Source organism: Paenibacillus sp. MDV22-iso6 (assembly GCF_058408365.1).
This window is the reverse complement of record NZ_JBZVDZ010000004.1, coordinates 473,647-489,522: the sequence shown is the minus strand read 5'-3', so window position 1 is coordinate 489,522 and position 15,876 is coordinate 473,647. Positions and strand designations below refer to the sequence as shown.

Sequence of the window (15,876 nt, the reverse complement as noted above, 5' to 3'; positions counted from 1 at the left end):
GAGTATCAAATGCCGTTATTTCTAATTTCACAGAGAAGGGTTGGGCAAAATGAGGTTAACTCTGGAAAGTATCCGTTGGATGGAGTTGAGCGAAGAAACTCGCTGTCTGCTTGGGAAACCATACAAGATGCTTCCCCTGTCACCAGGGCTGGAAGCAGACGTTGTGAAGATAGAATGCGGTGATCACTCTTATGTGTTAAAGATATGGAACAAGGACTCCAAACCCAATATTCGCAACCAATATGAACTATTATCTGAACTATACCAGAGTGGAATACAAGTCTCCAAACCGTACGGTTGGGGCATGGATGTGGATTCTAATCAAGTCCTATTAACGAGTTATGACGGTGAGCCTATAGCCAAGTTAAGCAAAACCAAGTTGCAGCAATTGGCTCAAAAGTTAATTCAAGTCCATGGTTATGATGTAAAGGATACAGGTAACGCGGCTGCAAATTACATACCACAATATGATTTCATTGGATATTTTTTTCCCTCCATTGAACTGCATGAGGATATGCATCAGATTCTGACGACCCTTCTTCAACGGACTGAGTTGAGGCAGGATCATTTGATCCACGGTGATTATAACCTGGGAAATATTCTGGAGGCAGGTGATCAATATGCGATTATCGATTGGACAAATGGTCAGCGTGGTGATCCCAGATACGATATGGCGTGGTCCATTTTTTTGATGACGATCTATACGGGGGAACGAAACGGTAAGATGTACAGTGCTCTATTCAAGAGTCTGACGGAATACACACCAGACGATGAGGAGATTTTTGAAGCGATGGCTTGTTTGCGCTGGATTCTATTAAAGCGAGTGTTTAATGTTCCTCTGGGGCCGGGTGTTATGCAGCGAGTTAAAAAGATTACTGGCAATAATTCATATTTAAATGATGAACTGCTGTAGTTCTGTCCTAAACTGTTCTTCGTTGCATACCTATGGTATAGAGGAGCGTGATAGGTATGGAACAGAAGGTGCAAACCTATTTTGAATTAAAACAGCAACAAAAAGAAATTGAACAACGTCTATCTGTGTTACGAGATGAGATTGTCGGGTATTGTGAGGAGCAGGGCGTCTATGAGACGCAAGTTGGCGGATACGCTGTGAAAACGGTGCTTCAGCACCGCAAGGAATATGATGATCAGAAGCTGTATGCTTCCCTTCCCGATCCGGACATCTGGCGACTTCTGTCCAAGGTGGACAGTCATAAGCTGAAAAGCCTGATCAAACTGAACATACTGACTGAGGAGCAGATTAGTCCAGCTTGTACGGTGAAGCCGGTAACATTATTACAGGTGGACAAGTTGTAACCCTTCACACGCCATTACAGATTAACCATTCTATGATCGTCATCACAAAGCACCTTCCACGGCATATTGCTCTGCTGTCATCATCGACGGAATACGGAGGTGTTTTTGTTTTTTTTCGTGGAAGCAAAAACTGGCCTTTGTATATTCGATCAGCAGCTCAGCCAAAGAAGCCGTTCTGGAGTAACATTAAGAGAGCAAATATGTGCTCCTTGTCATTCGCTCATATTTGCAAATGCTCCCCGAGGAGCTGATTAAACCGGTCACGAGGTGACCGGTTTTTTTGTTGTATGCAAAGTTGTGTGCCAATTTCAGCTATGCGTTTTAAGTCATTTGTAAGCATAGGCCTGATTCCGTGCCTTAATGAAAGTAAGCGAATTGCTTTGAACCGTTATGCGAGTAGTTTATATGTTATAATTTGTAATTAATTCATATGCCATCTTTGATTAGGAGGGGAGAATGAAGATTTTCCCATCCTTGTCCATATTCAAGGGAATGAAGATCAGGAAGAGACAGTATATCTTCATAAGTTGTAGACCGATGAGTTGAGGAGATGGACTATGAGGAAAAAAATCATTTCGATCGTGCTTGCCATCTGGGTATTGATGATTGTGATCAGTGTGGTTCTTCTGTTTCTGCCCAGAACGATCCATCTTGATGGTGTGGGTGTAAAGTATCGGCTGGGGGGAGAAGACAACAGGGAGCCAGAGCAAACGGTTCATATCAAGATGGATGGCAAGCGTTATCTAACGACCTCGGGTGACTACATATTCAGAGGAACTATTGATATTGAAGGTGAATCTTTCCCTGTACCCGAAGATCAAAAAATGCTCAAAATTCGTTTTCATAAAGGATACGGATCGATGGAATACTTTATTTCTGAAAATGGGAAAACGGATATCTTCTTATACGGAATACTATTTGTTGATCGTGCATTCAGCAAACTCACCATCGCCATTTCGGAGGAGGATTCAAGCGGAGAGCAGAACAGTAAAAGCTGGAGCTCCGAAGATGGGCTCATGCTCTCAATGCCCGCAACGAATCGTTCCGAAGCTATTCAGCTCTCTAATGAACTGATGGAAATTTATATCGGGGGCTATACATTAAAATGAGAAACAAAATCATAAACATAAACATAAACATAAACAGGCATGCATTTACGTTGAGGGCCTTCCCCCTTCATGTAAACGACATGCCTGTTTTTTTTATTTATGCTGCAAATCTCTAGTCATCTTGCGTTCAGTTTCCAAGCAAAGCTTGTTCTACTTCATCCAGAACCTGACCATAGGCAATCGGTCCAAATCCAGCTACCCAAACCGTGTTGTCCACCATGTAAACCTGGTCGTTTTTCACAGCTTTCAGGCCTTTCCAGACTGAATTGTCACGCAGCTTAGTGAGCGCTTGTTCGTTATCTGCTTCACTACCGGAGATGATCATGAAAATACGATCCGGATTCAATTCAGGCAACAATTCGAGCGACACATTCTCAATAACTTCATTCATGACGATGCCTGCTTTGGCAAGATCAGGTGCATGGAGTCCGGCTATATCGTACAGCAGGTTCGGAGAATAGAAGGCGTCAGGTGATTTGTCACTTGGAGCAAATACCTGAATCTGCTTATCGGTCAAACGAAAAATCAGAATGGTGTCATCCGCGGCATCGCTGGCAGCAACCTTGGTGCCCAGATCCTTCGCCTTTTGATACAACTGATCCACGATTTCGTCTGCCTCTTTTTCTTTGCCTAATACTTTGGCTGTGTCCTTGAACCATTCAAGCGAATTGCTGAAGTAGCTACTCATATAGACTGGTCCAATTGCGCTGATTGCGTCGTATTCATCAACAAGTACTTCATTGGACAGAATGAGATCCGGCTCTGTGTCTAGAAGTGCTTCCTTGTTGAATTCATTAACTGAACCGAGTGGAATGACGCCTTCGAGCTTGTCCTTCAGATAGGCAGGCATCTCCTGACCGACTTGGGTCACCATGGCGTATGGTTTCATGCCCAATGCCACGAGGTGATCGGCATACGCATAGGTCAAGCCAGCGATACGCTTGGGTTCAGCAGGAATATCAACAGGACCCTTAATACCCTCAACGGTGCGTGTCTCTGTACTGATTGCCTCGCTATCCGACGATGAGGTGCCGTTGGTGCTCTCTGTTGACTCACTGGTTGTGGAAGTGGATTCACCCGTAGAAGCTTGTTCGGCCTTGGAGCACCCGGCAACCAGAATAAGCAGCAGCATTAGCATGATGCTTGCCTTCAAATTGGTTTTGAATCCACGTTTGTTTCTTCTATCTGTATTCATATGTGCATGTTCCCCTTTACTGATTATCATTCTCAATTACTAGTATAGGAGAGAAGATTCCGTGCGTCGAGGCACAAAAGGAACCATTCACATGCACGATAGTGACCGAAGGCGCTCGGGAATTTCCCGTAATAACAGATCATGCGAGAAGGCATTATAGCTGCCGAGTACATAATTCATCTGATCCAAATAAACCCGCCCCCGCTTCACCGCTTCCCGCGCTTTCCACCAGGGTGAGTTCAACCATCTCTGCCGCTCGGCATCACTGACCGAAGGGTGGAACACCAACATGATGTAATCGGCATCAAGATCGTCCATTTTCCAATCCTCAGCAATATAATGGCTTTGCTGTTCATGGATCAGGGAAGGGGTGGACAATTGCAGATCCTGATACAGGACCGCGCCCATATGGCGGTAGCCAGCAACAAAACAATCCTGACTTCGAACGAGTAACGACACGATTGAAGCAGAGCCAATCTGCTGACGAAGATGGGTTGCAGCCTGATGGGATTTCTCATCATATTCATCCAGCCAGCTGTAAGCTTGTTGATTTCGTCCGGTAGCCTCAGCAATTTCGAGGAACTGACTGCGCCAGTCCTGGGATTGAAAAGCAATCGTCTGTGTAGGTGCAATCTGGTGCAACTGCTGAACATGTGCATCATCTGTATATTCACTGGTCAGAATCAGATCCGGTTCAGCCCGGAGCAATGTAGTTGAATCGGGCGCATCCCCTTCATAGGCATTCATGAAAAGCGTATGATCCAGCAAAGAGGTTTCGGCTTTGAAAGAAGGACCCGTTGCTGCGCAAGGCTCCAGTCCCAGTGCTAGCAGATGACCTGTATATTGATTATTCATGGCGGCCACCCTGATCTGGCGTGGATTCGAATGAATATAGACGGTGGGCGAGAGGCCTACGGTTTTTTTGAATATACGACTGAAGTATAAAGGGTTGTTATAACCCACTTGGGCGGCTACATCCTGTATGGAGCTTTGTTGCCTGGTGAGCAGCCGTTTGGCATGATGCATTCGAATGTCGGTCAGATATTCTTGCGGACTTTTACCCACGTTTTTCTTGAAAAAACGGGAGTAATACCCCTCGGAGAAACCTGCTCGTTCGGCAAGCTGTTGGCGTGTGATTTGTGTCTGATAGTTCTGCTCCATGTAACGCAGCGCATCCAGTACAAGACTGGCCGAGTCATAATCGGAGGTGGCTTCAAGCCGTTCTCCTACATCTGCGACCCATTGCAGAAATTGTCCTTGGATACGAATCTGCTGCCAATGATTATGCTTCTGCCAGAGTATATGCAGTTCTTTGATTAACTCGCGTTCATGGGATTGCAGAATACCCACACGGTTATGCTCAAAAAGGGGAGGGAGAATAAGAGCCTCTTCGGAATCCTCTCTATTCGAGACTTGCCCCTCTATCTCCAACGCGATGATGCGTAATGGATCTGCGGAAGTCTGTCTAATCTGCAGCTGCTTGCCATCCTGGAGAAAAATAAAATACCCTGCCTTAAGATCGCGATGCTGACGATTCACGGTAAGACAGATCTCTCCATCCTCCAGGAGCAATAACAGTTGTCCTTCTGTATGTGTGAACGGGTTGCCGTTAGAGGGCAGCCTGGTGTGGTGCTCAATGGATGTAAGATTGTACATCGAGATGTCCCCCTCTATGAAGCCGATTTCAGTGTGTGTTTAAAGGCATTGAAGTCAAAGCCTATGTATTATCTTATCATTCTAGCGAGTATCAGAAGTGCTATCAATCATCTTCGCCATCTTCGATGTTCCCTTCGTTGTTCTCCCATCCTCTTTAATGATCCAGTGCGCGATAATAACTGTTTAATAGCGTTTACATTAAAATTCGAAGTGAAATACCTAAATTAAGTGGATTATCCTCCTAAAACGGACGATCTACCGTTGATTAAGTATGCCAAATGTTGGTCCGATTTTATAAGCTTATTCTGTAGGCCAGAGGCTTCTAGATTATACAAAAATAAAGGATAAAGGAGAGTTTTTGTGAACGCGAACACAATCGCAAAAGAACGCCTTCCCTGGTCAGCTCTACTCGCTTTGGCCATGGCTGGATTTATATGCATTCTTACAGAAAGCCTGCCGGCGGGGCTGCTGCCGCAAATAGCGAAAGATCTGAATATCAAAGAAGGTTTGGCTGGACAGCTCGTCACTTTGTATGCGGTGGGATCTCTTCTGGCGGCAATTCCGCTGACGACAGCAACTCGTGGATGGAAACGCAGACCGCTGCTGCTATTATGCATCTTTGGTTTTCTGATTTTCAATACGATTACGGCCGTATCTTCAGTATATGGTTTGACCCTTGCTGCACGCTTCATGGCGGGTGTATCTGCTGGAGTGTTGTGGGGGATGACTGCAGGTTACGCACGCCGCATGGTTTCAGACACGTTAAAGGGAAAAGCGATGGCTGTCGCTATGGTAGGCACACCACTCGCGCTTGCATTGGGCGTTCCCTTGGGTACCTTTTTGGGCAATTACGCAGGATGGCGTCTTATTTTTGGAACAGTTTCATTATTGACGGTAGTGCTTGTATTGTGGGTGCTCTGGAAAGTACCTGACTATGAGGGGGAGCCTGCACGTCAGCAGCTTGCGCTTCATCGGATTTTTGTTATACCGGGGGTTCGTCCCATATTGTTTGTTGTTCTGACCTGGGTACTGGCCCATAACATTCTGTACACGTATATCTCACCTTATCTGGGCGAGACGATGCTGTCCGAACGGGTGGACCTGGTTCTGATGATCTTTGGAGTGACTTCGGTAATCGGTATATGGATTATTGGGCTGTTGATTGACCGTTACATGAGATTATTGATTCTGGTTAGCCTTGTTCTATTTGCGCTGGCCTCACTGGCGATGGGGATCTTTATCCATCAACCGATGATGATCATTCTGGGAGTAGTGGCGTGGGGGCTTACATTTGGCGGAGCGGCTACGTTATTACAGACTGCAATTGCGCAGGCGGCGGGCCAAAGTGCCGATGTTGCCCAATCCATGCTGGTGACAGCATGGAACTTGGGGATCGGAGGGGGAGGGATCGTCGGAGCCATCCTGCTGGAGCAGACAGGCGCTCGTTTCCTACCTATTTCCCTGATCCTGTTGATCGTTATGGCCTTACTCGGCGCCTGGTTCGCCAGTAAACATGATTTTCCAAGACAGGTTAAGGACCGATGATCGATGAAACATTTACACCGGATTCGTTCCTTCGATGAGATTTTTGGTTGCAATAGGTGAGGACATCGCGATGAGGGTGGTGTAGGTACCGTATTGATCGCATCGGTCTCCAAATGCTTCAAGACCAGCAATCGAATTTGTCATGATCTTCAACAGGTAATTATGCTCTCCGCTCACGCGATGACATTCGATCACTTCGGGTGACGAACGGCAGAAATCAAGAAAGGCATGACAATCCCGTGTGCGAAAAAGAAGATAGGAAGTACTCGACCTCCCTATTTTCTGCGGGGAAATGATAGTACGGTACTCTTCGATTACACCGCTTTCTTCTAGACGCTTCACGCGTTCCGTTACGGCGGGTTGAGATAAACCGACCAGCTTGCCCAATTCCGTCATGGATAGCCTTGCCTGGTTTTGCAAATGAAAGAGGATATTAGTATCGATTTGGTCCATAAGATGGCCTCCTTTTAAATTATAGGAAATATTTTGTGAATGCCTTTATATTCATTGTAGATTAAAGCGGATAACTTTGTTGTCTTATGTAATATGAATGAGATCATTTATATAATAAGCACACTTACTTTAAATAATCAAGCACGTGGCACATGGAGGGGAAGAGAGAAATGGGAGACAAAGATATGAAGTTTAATTCTGCATTTGTAGAAGAAGTGATTCACCGTACGTTGGCAGAAAAAAGAATTGTGGGTTCCGTTGTTCAGATTGCGTGGAAAGGGGAGCTGGTCTACAACAGCGCGGATGGCCTCGCCGATCGGGAACAGAACAGACGCATGCAAGAAAATGCGCTGTTCAGGTATGCTTCTGTAACCAAACCGATTGTATCCACCGCCGCCATGGTATTGATATCCCAAGGTAAATTAAAGCTGGATGACCCGGTTATGAAATGGCTGCCTGAATTCCGTCCCAAACAGCCAAATGGGGAAGTGGCCTCCATGACGGTTCATCATCTGATGACACATACGGCGGGTTTAACGTATCGTTTTTTTCAGGAAAACGGAGGAACGTACGAACTTGCCGGAGTATCAGATGGAATGGATATCGCTGGCATTACGCTGGAAGAGAATTTGCAGAGGATTGCTTCTGCTCCACTGCTGTATGAGCCCGGGAAGATGTGGAGATATTCGATTGCAACTGATGTACTCGGTGCAGTTATTGAGAAAGTGACCGGGCTGACACTGCGAGAGGCAGTACAACTGCTCGTAACTCATCCGCTGGGCATGAAGGATACGGATTTTGTCACAGTGGACTCGGAGAGAATGACGGCTGCCTATGCGGACAGTTCCGACATTTCTGGGCAACCTCGTCGCTTGCGTGATGAGGACCAGGTTCCTTTTATTGAAGGAACGGCAGGCTTCCAACTTGCACCCGAAAGATACCTTGATCCATCGGCCTATCTCTCGGGTGGTGCGGGCATGATAGGAAGTGCAGGAGACTTTCTTATATTGCTTGAAACACTGCGTCAAGGTGGAGGTTCGCTTCTTCCTAAAGCGCTGGTCGCCGAAATGACGACTAATCAGATTGGCGATCTGGAGATGCCTTATTGGCCAGGCAGAGGATTTGGGCTGGGATTCACGGTGCTGAAAGATCCGGTTGAGGCGGGTACTTTGGAATCTACTGGAACGTGGCGCATGGGTGGAACCTATGGTCACTCGTGGTTTGTTGATCCAACAGAAGAACTGAGCGTTGTCGCTTTTACGAATACGGCTCTGGAGGGCATGTCAGGCAGATTCACAACTGAACTTTGCGAGGCAGTCTATGAGGGGATTGAGCGAAAGAGATAAGTTGTATTATGGATTTATATGGAAAATTATGATAAGGTAGAGCAGCAGATTACAGTGAAATCTAAATTTGATTCCGAAATGAGATGAGAAGATGGATCGCATCCGCAATTACCTGTTTGTTTTCGCAGGCAATTTTCTAGCTGCCTATATGATCTTTCCAGAAAGAACCATTGGTAAATCCGTGATGTTTGCTGCACTGATGCTGTTGCTGAGCATGGGGATGGATTTCATGAAAAGTAAGAATCAGCATTCGTTGGAGCAGCAGTGAGCCAGCTTATCATTACATGCCAGTGCGGAATATTTAGTCGTAATTAATAATGGAACCGATTCTCGACAGAGGATCGGTTTTTTGTGTACAGTTGAAGCATGTATGGCATGAATGTTGGTCAAGTCAGAAGGCAGGGGAGCTTTTCCTATGATCCGAAACCAATTTAATCAATGGGCCAGATGTCAGGTAGAACGGCTGCAATCGTTGGGTATCTCGACGGAGCAGGCCAAACAGGGGGACGTTGATGAACAACTTATCCCAGATCCTTCAACCGGATTCGTTCATGAGTCCGTGTATGCCATCGGCCAGGTGACTGTCTGGGCATCAAAACAAATGGAATATGAGGTTGTGAACATCGAAACGGAAGAACTTCTTTTATGGAAGTATGTTGAAAAAGTAGAAGGCGACGAACCTGATTTTGATGAGATTTTGAAACCATATTTCGAGGTGTTACAGTCAGGGCTTAAACTTCAACCTGCTTTCGGGAGGAGAGGCATAGTCCACTTTATCCGGCTCCCATTTACTTGATCACTAATGTTCATTACACTTGGTTTATAGTACTTACTTAATCCAAACTCAGATGTTCAGGGGGAATATATTTATGCATCAATCCGCACATATTCAGGAAGCCAGAGATTACATATTAAACCGTATTAATAACAAGCCTGTCGTGGGTATGATTCTGGGATCAGGGCTGGGAGCGCTCGCGGACGAGATCGAGAATGCTACCGTCATTCCATATACGGACATTCCTTATTTTGCTCAATCCGAGGCGATTGGTCATGCTAACGAATTGGTCATCGGAGAATTGATGGGCAAGACTGTCGTAGCTATGAAAGGACGCCTTCATTATTATGAAGGATTTTCGCTGGATGAAGTAACGTTCCCGGTTCGGATTATGAAAGCACTGGGTGTCGAGCAGTTGATTATCACCAATGCTTGTGGAGCGATCAATACCAGCTTCGAACCTGGACAGCTTATGTTGATTACCGATCATATCAATCTGGTAGGCAACAATCCGCTGATGGGGCCGAATAATGCCGAGCTGGGCGTGCGCTTCCCTGACGTGTCACAGGTATATAATCGTGAACTTCGCAGTATCGCCCTGAAGGTAGCGGAGGAGCAGAATGTTGGCTTGCAGCAAGGGGTATATGCATGGTGGAGCGGTCCGGCGTATGAGACTCCAGCAGAGATTCGCATGATTCGTACGATGGGCGCGGATGCTGTGGGTATGTCGACGGTACCTGAAGCGATTGTAGCCATTCATGGCGGGATGAAAGTACTGGGCATTTCCTGTCTGACCAATATGGCCTGCGGCATTCTGGATCAGCCGTTAAGTCATGATGAAGTGATTGAAGTCGCGGCAAAAGTGAAAACAACCTTCATCGGACTGGTTAAAGGTATTCTGAAAGAGATGTAATTCGGAATCAAGTAGGATGCTTCCTTTTAAAGCACTAATATATTAAGCATTGTCCAAGACGGAGGGATTCCGTAGGGCAGTGCTTTTTTTACAAATGAACATGTGCAAAATATTCCTATATCGGTCAAAACGACCTATAATAATAGAGATTCAAGCTATAGGCTGAAAAAGGAGACTGATAGAAATGGAAGAATTGGGCCCCCATGAACACGTCATTTTTGAGAGGATTCATGCAAACTGGTTAAGAGGTTTTGAAGGAGTAGGAGGAAAGCTTTTTCTAACTAATGAACGATTAGTTTTTATTCCTCATGGTCTGAATTTTCAGACGGAATGGGTTCAAATCGAGATCTGGGCTATGACTAAGATTGAGAAAAGTGCGACATGGGGACTAATCCCTAACGGAATTACCATTACATTAGACAGTGGACATGTCTTCAAGTTTGTTGTCTGGAATCGCTCTAAGATTATCAAGGAGATTGTACAAGCCAAGAGAATGAATAACGAAATAATGTAAGTTTCAGATGAAGTACATAAACCAAAAAATGTGGGATAATAAAGTGAACGGATTCTGCTCTGGCCAGATGAATTTATCAAATCCTCATAGATTAATGATGCATTGAAATCTATATAGACAATATTAATAACATGATATGCACTAAAAAGGCTATACAATGGGCACTGTCTATACGGAATTAATCCGTTGAGCGGTGCTTTTTGATTTGGCAAAATGATGGGATTAACAAGCTCGTCATGCACTCCCTTGTATTTCCTATCTCTGATATCGTACAGTTAGATTTTCTATATCATTAGACTAGACAATCTATAAAGCGCACAAGAAGGAGAATGGAGAATGATAGAGCAAGCAGAGCTGCTATGGCGGCGTATTATTGCAAAAGGTACGGGAGCAAATGCAGATTTTGAGGTAGCGCTCAATCTCCAGCCGGGTGCGAGCGATGAAGATTTTCGATCCGTAGAAAACGAACTTGGCGTGACCTTGCCTGACGAGATGAAGGCTCTGTATCGTGTGCATAACGGACAAGCCTGGAATGTTGGCGTAGATTCCTTTGTTCGTAACCTGACATTGTCACCTCTGAATCAGGTGAAGGAGAACTGGGCCTTTTTGCAGGAAGAATTCGATCCGGACGAGATGGAGCCCGAGATTGAAGATGATGCCATTAAGCCAGTACTGTGGAACTGCAAATGGATTCCGATTGCGGAAAATGGTGGTGGGGATTATCTATGTCTGGACACTGACCCATCAAGTTCTGGAACCGTGGGACAGGTATTGTACTTTTGGCATGATTGGGGACATCGGTCGGTTGAGGCTAAGGGATTATTTGATTTTATTCGGAAATGTATAGCAGAGGACGAATCGAACGATTCCGCTTAATCATTAGGCAGAAGAAAGAAATTTCCGTGCAAAATAGTGGCGCAGAAAAATAAATCGCTCCCTGGAGTGCAGGCATCAAGCCGCACCAGAGAGCGATTCTTTTATGTTGGATTTAGTAGGATACGGGCCAGAGCAACAGCAGTGAACATAGAATCAGACCTGAACCGCCGCCCAAGGTATAGACCGTGAGCTGGCGGAGTAAGGACTTTTTCCAGAACGGCAGAGCTGTCTGGGTGCGAATCCGTTCATTTTCCCGTTGCAGGGCGTTCGATTCTCTGACAAACATGCGCTTGAGATCACCGAATCCTTGCAGAAAGGGGTTCATGAACCCAGTCTGCAGCACATGGATTGCTGTTCCGGCCAAGAGACATATCAGACCGGCGACAAACAGCTGGTCTGAACCTTCATGTAGGCCACCGGAGCCGCCTAGTATTCCGCAGAAGTCCAGCAGATAGGCGGCCAGAGCCGTTATCAGACCGGCCAGAGCGTACCGGATAAACATTACTCGGCTACCCGCTTGGTGAAGCGGAGATCCGGGTTGGAACGAGTGTCAAAGATAACGCCCTCAATACTAGGACTAATCAATGCAGTGTCGGCAGAGAAGAGGATCGGTATAATTGGCAGTTCGTCCATTAGAATGGCCTCGGCTTGATGCAGCTCTTCAAACCGTTTAACTGGATCAAGCTCAAACGTGGATTCACTGATCAGCTTGTCGTATTCAGGATTGCTCCAGTTGGTGAAGTTGTTGGAGTTCTTCGATGTGTAGTGTTCCAGCACACCCAGCGGATCGAGGAAGTTTCCTTCCCAGCCCATACGTGCGACTTGGAAGTTCTTTTGCTTGAAGGTATCGATGTAAGTTTTCCATTCTTGATTCTCCAAGTTGACTTCAATACCCAGATTAGTTTTGAGCATTTCCTGAATGGCTTCGGCTACTTTTTTATGTTTGTCGGACGTATTGTATTTGAAGGTAACTGTCGGGAGTGCAGACAAGCCTTCTTCCTTCAATCCTTCGGCCAGCAATTCTTTGGCTTTTGCCGGATCGTACGCATAATATTGGGTTGGCGCCTCTTCCCGGAAATCTTTGCCGGATGGTGCTGTTACGCCGTAAGGGACATATCCGAAAGCTGGTGTTTCACCGCCCTTGGTTACACTTGTCGTCAACGCTTCACGATCAAGTGCATAAGCTAGGGCCTGTCTGATCTTTTTGTTCGTGAAAGGTTTTTCCTCCACATTGAAGGAGTAGGTATATACGCTGAATGAAGGATGGGACAGGAACTCCGCATTGTTCCGCTCCTGATCAAGCGTATCCACTGGCAGGGAGAGGATCAGGTCAAGCTCACCCGTTTTGAACAGTTGATAGTACGTGTTGGAGTCCTGAACCATTTTGAAATGGATGGTATCCATCGTGATGTTGGATTTATCCCAGTATTGATCATTTTTGGCCAGTGTAATTTGTTCATTGTGTTTCCATTCCTTAGCAATGTAAGGACCGTTACCTACAATCGTATCGGCTTCTGCTGCCCACTTCTCATTGTTGTCCACAACGGAAGCTTGAACCGGCAGATAAGCATGGCCAACGACAATGGTTGGGAAGAAGGCCAGCGGAGATTTCAGCTCAACCACCAGTGTATGGTCATCTTTGGCAGTCACACCGACATCCTCAGCTTTTCCTTTTCCCGTGTTATAAGCTTCTGCGCCTTTAATGTAATACAGAGAAGAGGGGTCGTAAGCGGCAGTGGCAGGGTTCAATACACGTTTCCAAGAGTATTCAAAATCCTTGGCAGTTACAGGTTCGTTATTCGACCATTTTGCATCGTCGCGGATGGTAAAGGTGTAGGTTTTACCGTCAGGTGATACATCGACTTTGCTTGCTGCCCCTTCAACGATTTTGCCTGATTTGTCGTATGTATACAGTCCCTCATACAGATTATCAATCACCCAGTAGGATGTTGTATCAGATGCCAGTGCAGGATCCAGTGTGTATGGTTCTCCACCGGCCAGATTTGTGTTCAGTACTTGCTCAACGTTTGCCGCTGCTGCCTGATTGTCCGGTTTTGAAGCAGTGGCACCATTGTCAGTTGTCGAACTGGAGCATGCGCTCAAGGCAACGGATGCTGCGAGCAAGAGAGAGACGGTCCAGTTCGTTTTTGTTTTGTTCATTTGTTCATTCCTCCATTAATGATTAATTCGTGTTATTCGTAAAGATGACATGCTACCCAGTGTCCTTTTTCGACCTCCCTTCCGGCAGGCATGCGGTTTGCGCAAACATCCATCGCGGCAAAACATCGTTGATGAAACGGACAGCCCGCCGGGGGATGAATGGGACTGGGCGGATTCCCTTGAAGCCGAATACGCTCCCTTTGCCCTTTTAAACGGGGATGTGCGGCGGGAATGGCCGACAGCAGCGCCTGAGTGTAGGGGTGGAGCGGATTAGCAAACAGATCGTCCCGTCCGGACAGTTCCATCATTTTACCCAGGTACATGACTCCGATCCGGTCGCTGATATGCTTCACCATAGCCAGATCATGCGCGATAAATAGATACGTCAGTTCCTCTTCACGCTGCAGGTCCTTCAGCAAATTGACGATCTGTGCCTGAATGGACACATCCAGCGCGGAAATGGGTTCATCGGCTACAATGAAACGTGGCTTGACGGCAAGTGCCCGGGCAATCCCGATGCGCTGGCGCTGTCCTCCACTGAATTCATGGGGGAAGCGGTGGGCATGATCCGGGTGAAGCCCGACGCGCAGCAACAAGTCTGCGATGATGTCTTTTCGCGCTTTTCCTCGAGCCAGCTTGTAAGCATCCAGCCCCTCAGCGATAATATCTCCGATGCGAAGCCGCGGGTTAAGCGAAGCGTGCGGGTCCTGAAAGATCATCTGCAGATGGCGGTTCAACTCCCGCTTCTCACGCGGTTTGGCCTGTCCGGTATCTTGTCCGTTAAACAAAATCTGTCCTTCCGTAGCTTTCAGCAGCCCCACGATGGTTCGACCTAGTGTAGATTTGCCGCTGCCGCTCTCGCCGACAAGCCCGAGTGTCTCTCCCCGACGGATGTTCAGGCTGATGCCGTCAACGGATTTGACGGTCAGATTGGACGGGCCGTGAAAATGCTTCTTCACATTGCGAATTTCAATTATAGATTCGGTCATGCTCATTCCTTTCTGCCGGGATACGGTCATCCACTCGAGGAGCTCGAGGGTCGTTTAGCCAGCATCTGGCACTGTGTTTTGATGAAAATATGGTTGCATCAGGCATTTCCGTCAAACAGATATCCATCGTGTGCGGACATCGGTCTGCGAACGGACAGCCAGGCGGGAGCGCAGCAATATCCGGGGGCGAGCCCTCAATAGGAATTAGCCTGTCATGTTCTGTATCATCCAGTCGCGGGGTGGACTGGAGAAGTCCCCACGTATATGGATGGCGTGGCCGATCAAAGATATCCTCCACCGTACCGGTCTCCACAATGGTGCCTGCATACATGACAGCAACGCGGTGAGCCACTTCGGCGACAACGCCCAGGTCATGGGTAATCAGCAAAATTGAACTGCCCGTTTGCTGCTGTAGGCTGCTTAGAATATCCAGAATCTGCGCCTGAATGGTAACGTCGAGAGCGGTCGTTGGCTCATCGGCGATCAGAAGCTTGGGATCACAGGCAAGTGCCATCGCAATGGCAACCCGCTGACGCATTCCGCCGCTAAATTCATGAGGATATTGATGATAGCGGCTTGGTGCATCAGGAATACCCACGAGGTTTAGCAGTTCTACAGATCTGGCCCGGGCATCTTTTGGCGATAGTTTGCGGTGCTTGCGAAGCCCCTCGCCGATTTGAATGCCGACTTTCATCGTTGGATTCAGAGAAGACATGGGGTCCTGGAACACCATGCTGATCTCGGAGCCTCGGATTCGGCGCATGGCTTTAGCGGATAATCCGCTGATAACCCGCCCCTCAAAGCGGATTTCGCCGCTGCGAATACGGCCGTTCGGTGACGAGAACATCCCCATCAGGGAACGGGCGGTTACGCTTTTTCCACTCCCACTTTCGCCGACGATGGCAAGTGTCTCTCCTTCATCGACGTGAAAAGAAACATCTCTTACAGCTTCAAGTTCTTTATCACGTGTGGCAAAGGAGACCTTCAAATGATTGACCTCCAGTAAATGACTCATGGTGTGAACCTCC

General features: G+C 46.9%; 17 protein-coding genes. 10 read left to right on the top strand and 7 right to left on the bottom strand.

What is annotated here, in order from left to right:
- The first annotated feature begins 49 nt into the window (after nucleotides 1-49).
- From AC4PM4_RS14235 to AC4PM4_RS14225, 3 genes are all read left to right on the top strand, one after another.
- A complete protein-coding gene (locus AC4PM4_RS14235; RefSeq protein WP_491613891.1) occupies nucleotides 50-913 on the top strand; it encodes a phosphotransferase family protein in 864 nt (287 codons plus the stop codon).
- Between the two features lie 56 nt (nucleotides 914-969).
- Complete coding sequence (locus tag AC4PM4_RS14230; protein ID WP_029881333.1) at nucleotides 970-1,317, top strand: hypothetical protein; 348 nt, start codon at nucleotides 970-972, stop codon at nucleotides 1,315-1,317.
- 557 nt (nucleotides 1,318-1,874) lie between these two features.
- Complete coding sequence (locus AC4PM4_RS14225; protein ID WP_491613890.1) at nucleotides 1,875-2,426, top strand: hypothetical protein; 552 nt, start codon at nucleotides 1,875-1,877, stop codon at nucleotides 2,424-2,426.
- A 127-nt stretch (nucleotides 2,427-2,553) separates the two neighbouring features.
- On the opposite strand, the gene AC4PM4_RS14220 is transcribed toward AC4PM4_RS14225, so the two are convergent.
- Complete coding sequence (locus AC4PM4_RS14220; RefSeq protein WP_491613889.1) at nucleotides 2,554-3,621, bottom strand: ABC transporter substrate-binding protein; 1,068 nt, start codon at nucleotides 3,619-3,621, stop codon at nucleotides 2,554-2,556.
- Nucleotides 3,622-3,708: 87 nt separating this feature from the next.
- Nucleotides 3,709-5,277: a helix-turn-helix domain-containing protein gene (locus AC4PM4_RS14215; protein ID WP_491613888.1), complete on the bottom strand. Its 1,569-nt coding sequence runs from the start codon at nucleotides 5,275-5,277 to the stop codon at nucleotides 3,709-3,711.
- A 420-nt stretch (nucleotides 5,278-5,697) separates the two neighbouring features.
- Here AC4PM4_RS14215 and AC4PM4_RS14210 point away from each other — a divergent pair, with 420 nt between their 5' ends.
- Nucleotides 5,698-6,822, top strand: a complete 1,125-nt coding sequence (locus tag AC4PM4_RS14210; RefSeq protein WP_491613954.1) for an MFS transporter — start codon at nucleotides 5,698-5,700, stop codon at nucleotides 6,820-6,822.
- Between the two features lie 12 nt (nucleotides 6,823-6,834).
- Here AC4PM4_RS14210 and AC4PM4_RS14205 read toward each other — a convergent pair whose 3' ends face one another.
- Nucleotides 6,835-7,275 carry an Lrp/AsnC family transcriptional regulator gene (locus AC4PM4_RS14205; protein ID WP_491613887.1) on the bottom strand — a complete coding sequence of 147 codons (441 nt, stop codon included), beginning with the start codon at nucleotides 7,273-7,275 and terminating at the stop codon, nucleotides 6,835-6,837.
- A gap of 185 nt (nucleotides 7,276-7,460) precedes the next feature.
- On the opposite strand from AC4PM4_RS14205, the gene AC4PM4_RS14200 reads away from it, so the two are divergent.
- The 6 genes from AC4PM4_RS14200 (at nucleotide 7,461) to AC4PM4_RS14175 (ending at nucleotide 11,699) form a co-directional block, all read left to right on the top strand.
- Nucleotides 7,461-8,621, top strand: a complete 1,161-nt coding sequence (locus AC4PM4_RS14200) for a serine hydrolase domain-containing protein (protein ID WP_491613886.1) — start codon at nucleotides 7,461-7,463, stop codon at nucleotides 8,619-8,621.
- Between the two features lie 91 nt (nucleotides 8,622-8,712).
- Entirely contained in the window at nucleotides 8,713-8,889 is a 177-nt protein-coding gene (locus tag AC4PM4_RS14195; RefSeq protein WP_170867893.1) for a hypothetical protein, read from the top strand.
- 147 nt (nucleotides 8,890-9,036) lie between these two features.
- On the top strand, nucleotides 9,037-9,417 hold the full coding sequence (locus AC4PM4_RS14190; RefSeq protein ID WP_491613885.1) for an immunity protein TriTu family protein: 381 nt from the start codon (nucleotides 9,037-9,039) through the stop codon (nucleotides 9,415-9,417).
- A 73-nt stretch (nucleotides 9,418-9,490) separates the two neighbouring features.
- On the top strand, nucleotides 9,491-10,309 hold the full coding sequence (locus AC4PM4_RS14185; RefSeq protein WP_063565293.1) for a purine-nucleoside phosphorylase: 819 nt from the start codon (nucleotides 9,491-9,493) through the stop codon (nucleotides 10,307-10,309).
- 184 nt (nucleotides 10,310-10,493) lie between these two features.
- Nucleotides 10,494-10,823, top strand: coding sequence for a GRAM domain-containing protein (locus AC4PM4_RS14180; RefSeq protein WP_063565294.1), 330 nt, complete (start codon nucleotides 10,494-10,496; stop codon nucleotides 10,821-10,823).
- Between the two features lie 336 nt (nucleotides 10,824-11,159).
- Nucleotides 11,160-11,699, top strand: coding sequence for an SMI1/KNR4 family protein (locus AC4PM4_RS14175; protein ID WP_491613884.1), 540 nt, complete (start codon nucleotides 11,160-11,162; stop codon nucleotides 11,697-11,699).
- A gap of 112 nt (nucleotides 11,700-11,811) precedes the next feature.
- Here the strand turns inward: AC4PM4_RS14175 and AC4PM4_RS14170 are convergent, their stop codons facing one another.
- The 4 genes from AC4PM4_RS14170 to AC4PM4_RS14155 are packed head-to-tail and all read right to left on the bottom strand — an operon-like array spanning nucleotide 11,812 to nucleotide 15,863.
- The gene (locus AC4PM4_RS14170) at nucleotides 11,812-12,201 is read right to left on the bottom strand and encodes a DUF3899 domain-containing protein (RefSeq protein WP_090809598.1); all 390 of its coding nucleotides are present in this window, start codon (nucleotides 12,199-12,201) and stop codon (nucleotides 11,812-11,814) included.
- Nucleotides 12,201-13,859, bottom strand: coding sequence for a peptide ABC transporter substrate-binding protein (locus tag AC4PM4_RS14165; RefSeq protein WP_063565297.1), 1,659 nt, complete (start codon nucleotides 13,857-13,859; stop codon nucleotides 12,201-12,203). Before AC4PM4_RS14165 ends, AC4PM4_RS14170 begins: the two co-directional genes overlap by 1 nt.
- A gap of 32 nt (nucleotides 13,860-13,891) precedes the next feature.
- Nucleotides 13,892-14,848: an ABC transporter ATP-binding protein gene (locus tag AC4PM4_RS14160; protein WP_063565298.1), complete on the bottom strand. Its 957-nt coding sequence runs from the start codon at nucleotides 14,846-14,848 to the stop codon at nucleotides 13,892-13,894.
- Nucleotides 14,829-15,863 carry an ABC transporter ATP-binding protein gene (locus tag AC4PM4_RS14155; protein WP_063565299.1) on the bottom strand — a complete coding sequence of 345 codons (1,035 nt, stop codon included), beginning with the start codon at nucleotides 15,861-15,863 and terminating at the stop codon, nucleotides 14,829-14,831. Before AC4PM4_RS14155 ends, AC4PM4_RS14160 begins: the two co-directional genes overlap by 20 nt.
- Nucleotides 15,864-15,876: the final 13 nt, after the last annotated feature.

What these genes read in the sequence shown, in the direction of transcription:
- AC4PM4_RS14235 (WP_491613891.1), top strand. Translation starts at nt 50, where the DNA reads ATGAGGTTAACTCTGGAAAGTATCCGTTGGATGGAGTTGAGCGAAGAA.
- AC4PM4_RS14230 (WP_029881333.1), top strand. Translation starts at nt 970, where the DNA reads ATGGAACAGAAGGTGCAAACCTATTTTGAATTAAAACAGCAACAAAAA.
- AC4PM4_RS14225 (WP_491613890.1), top strand. Translation starts at nt 1,875, where the DNA reads ATGAGGAAAAAAATCATTTCGATCGTGCTTGCCATCTGGGTATTGATG.
- AC4PM4_RS14220 (WP_491613889.1), bottom strand. Translation starts at nt 3,621, where the DNA reads ATGAATACAGATAGAAGAAACAAACGTGGATTCAAAACCAATTTGAAG.
- AC4PM4_RS14215 (WP_491613888.1), bottom strand. Translation starts at nt 5,277, where the DNA reads ATGTACAATCTTACATCCATTGAGCACCACACCAGGCTGCCCTCTAAC.
- AC4PM4_RS14210 (WP_491613954.1), top strand. Translation starts at nt 5,698, where the DNA reads ATGGCTGGATTTATATGCATTCTTACAGAAAGCCTGCCGGCGGGGCTG.
- AC4PM4_RS14205 (WP_491613887.1), bottom strand. Translation starts at nt 7,275, where the DNA reads ATGGACCAAATCGATACTAATATCCTCTTTCATTTGCAAAACCAGGCA.
- AC4PM4_RS14200 (WP_491613886.1), top strand. Translation starts at nt 7,461, where the DNA reads ATGAAGTTTAATTCTGCATTTGTAGAAGAAGTGATTCACCGTACGTTG.
- AC4PM4_RS14195 (WP_170867893.1), top strand. Translation starts at nt 8,713, where the DNA reads ATGGATCGCATCCGCAATTACCTGTTTGTTTTCGCAGGCAATTTTCTA.
- AC4PM4_RS14190 (WP_491613885.1), top strand. Translation starts at nt 9,037, where the DNA reads ATGATCCGAAACCAATTTAATCAATGGGCCAGATGTCAGGTAGAACGG.
- AC4PM4_RS14185 (WP_063565293.1), top strand. Translation starts at nt 9,491, where the DNA reads ATGCATCAATCCGCACATATTCAGGAAGCCAGAGATTACATATTAAAC.
- AC4PM4_RS14180 (WP_063565294.1), top strand. Translation starts at nt 10,494, where the DNA reads ATGGAAGAATTGGGCCCCCATGAACACGTCATTTTTGAGAGGATTCAT.
- AC4PM4_RS14175 (WP_491613884.1), top strand. Translation starts at nt 11,160, where the DNA reads ATGATAGAGCAAGCAGAGCTGCTATGGCGGCGTATTATTGCAAAAGGT.
- AC4PM4_RS14170 (WP_090809598.1), bottom strand. Translation starts at nt 12,201, where the DNA reads ATGTTTATCCGGTACGCTCTGGCCGGTCTGATAACGGCTCTGGCCGCC.
- AC4PM4_RS14165 (WP_063565297.1), bottom strand. Translation starts at nt 13,859, where the DNA reads ATGAACAAAACAAAAACGAACTGGACCGTCTCTCTCTTGCTCGCAGCA.
- AC4PM4_RS14160 (WP_063565298.1), bottom strand. Translation starts at nt 14,848, where the DNA reads ATGACCGAATCTATAATTGAAATTCGCAATGTGAAGAAGCATTTTCAC.
- AC4PM4_RS14155 (WP_063565299.1), bottom strand. Translation starts at nt 15,863, where the DNA reads ATGAGTCATTTACTGGAGGTCAATCATTTGAAGGTCTCCTTTGCCACA.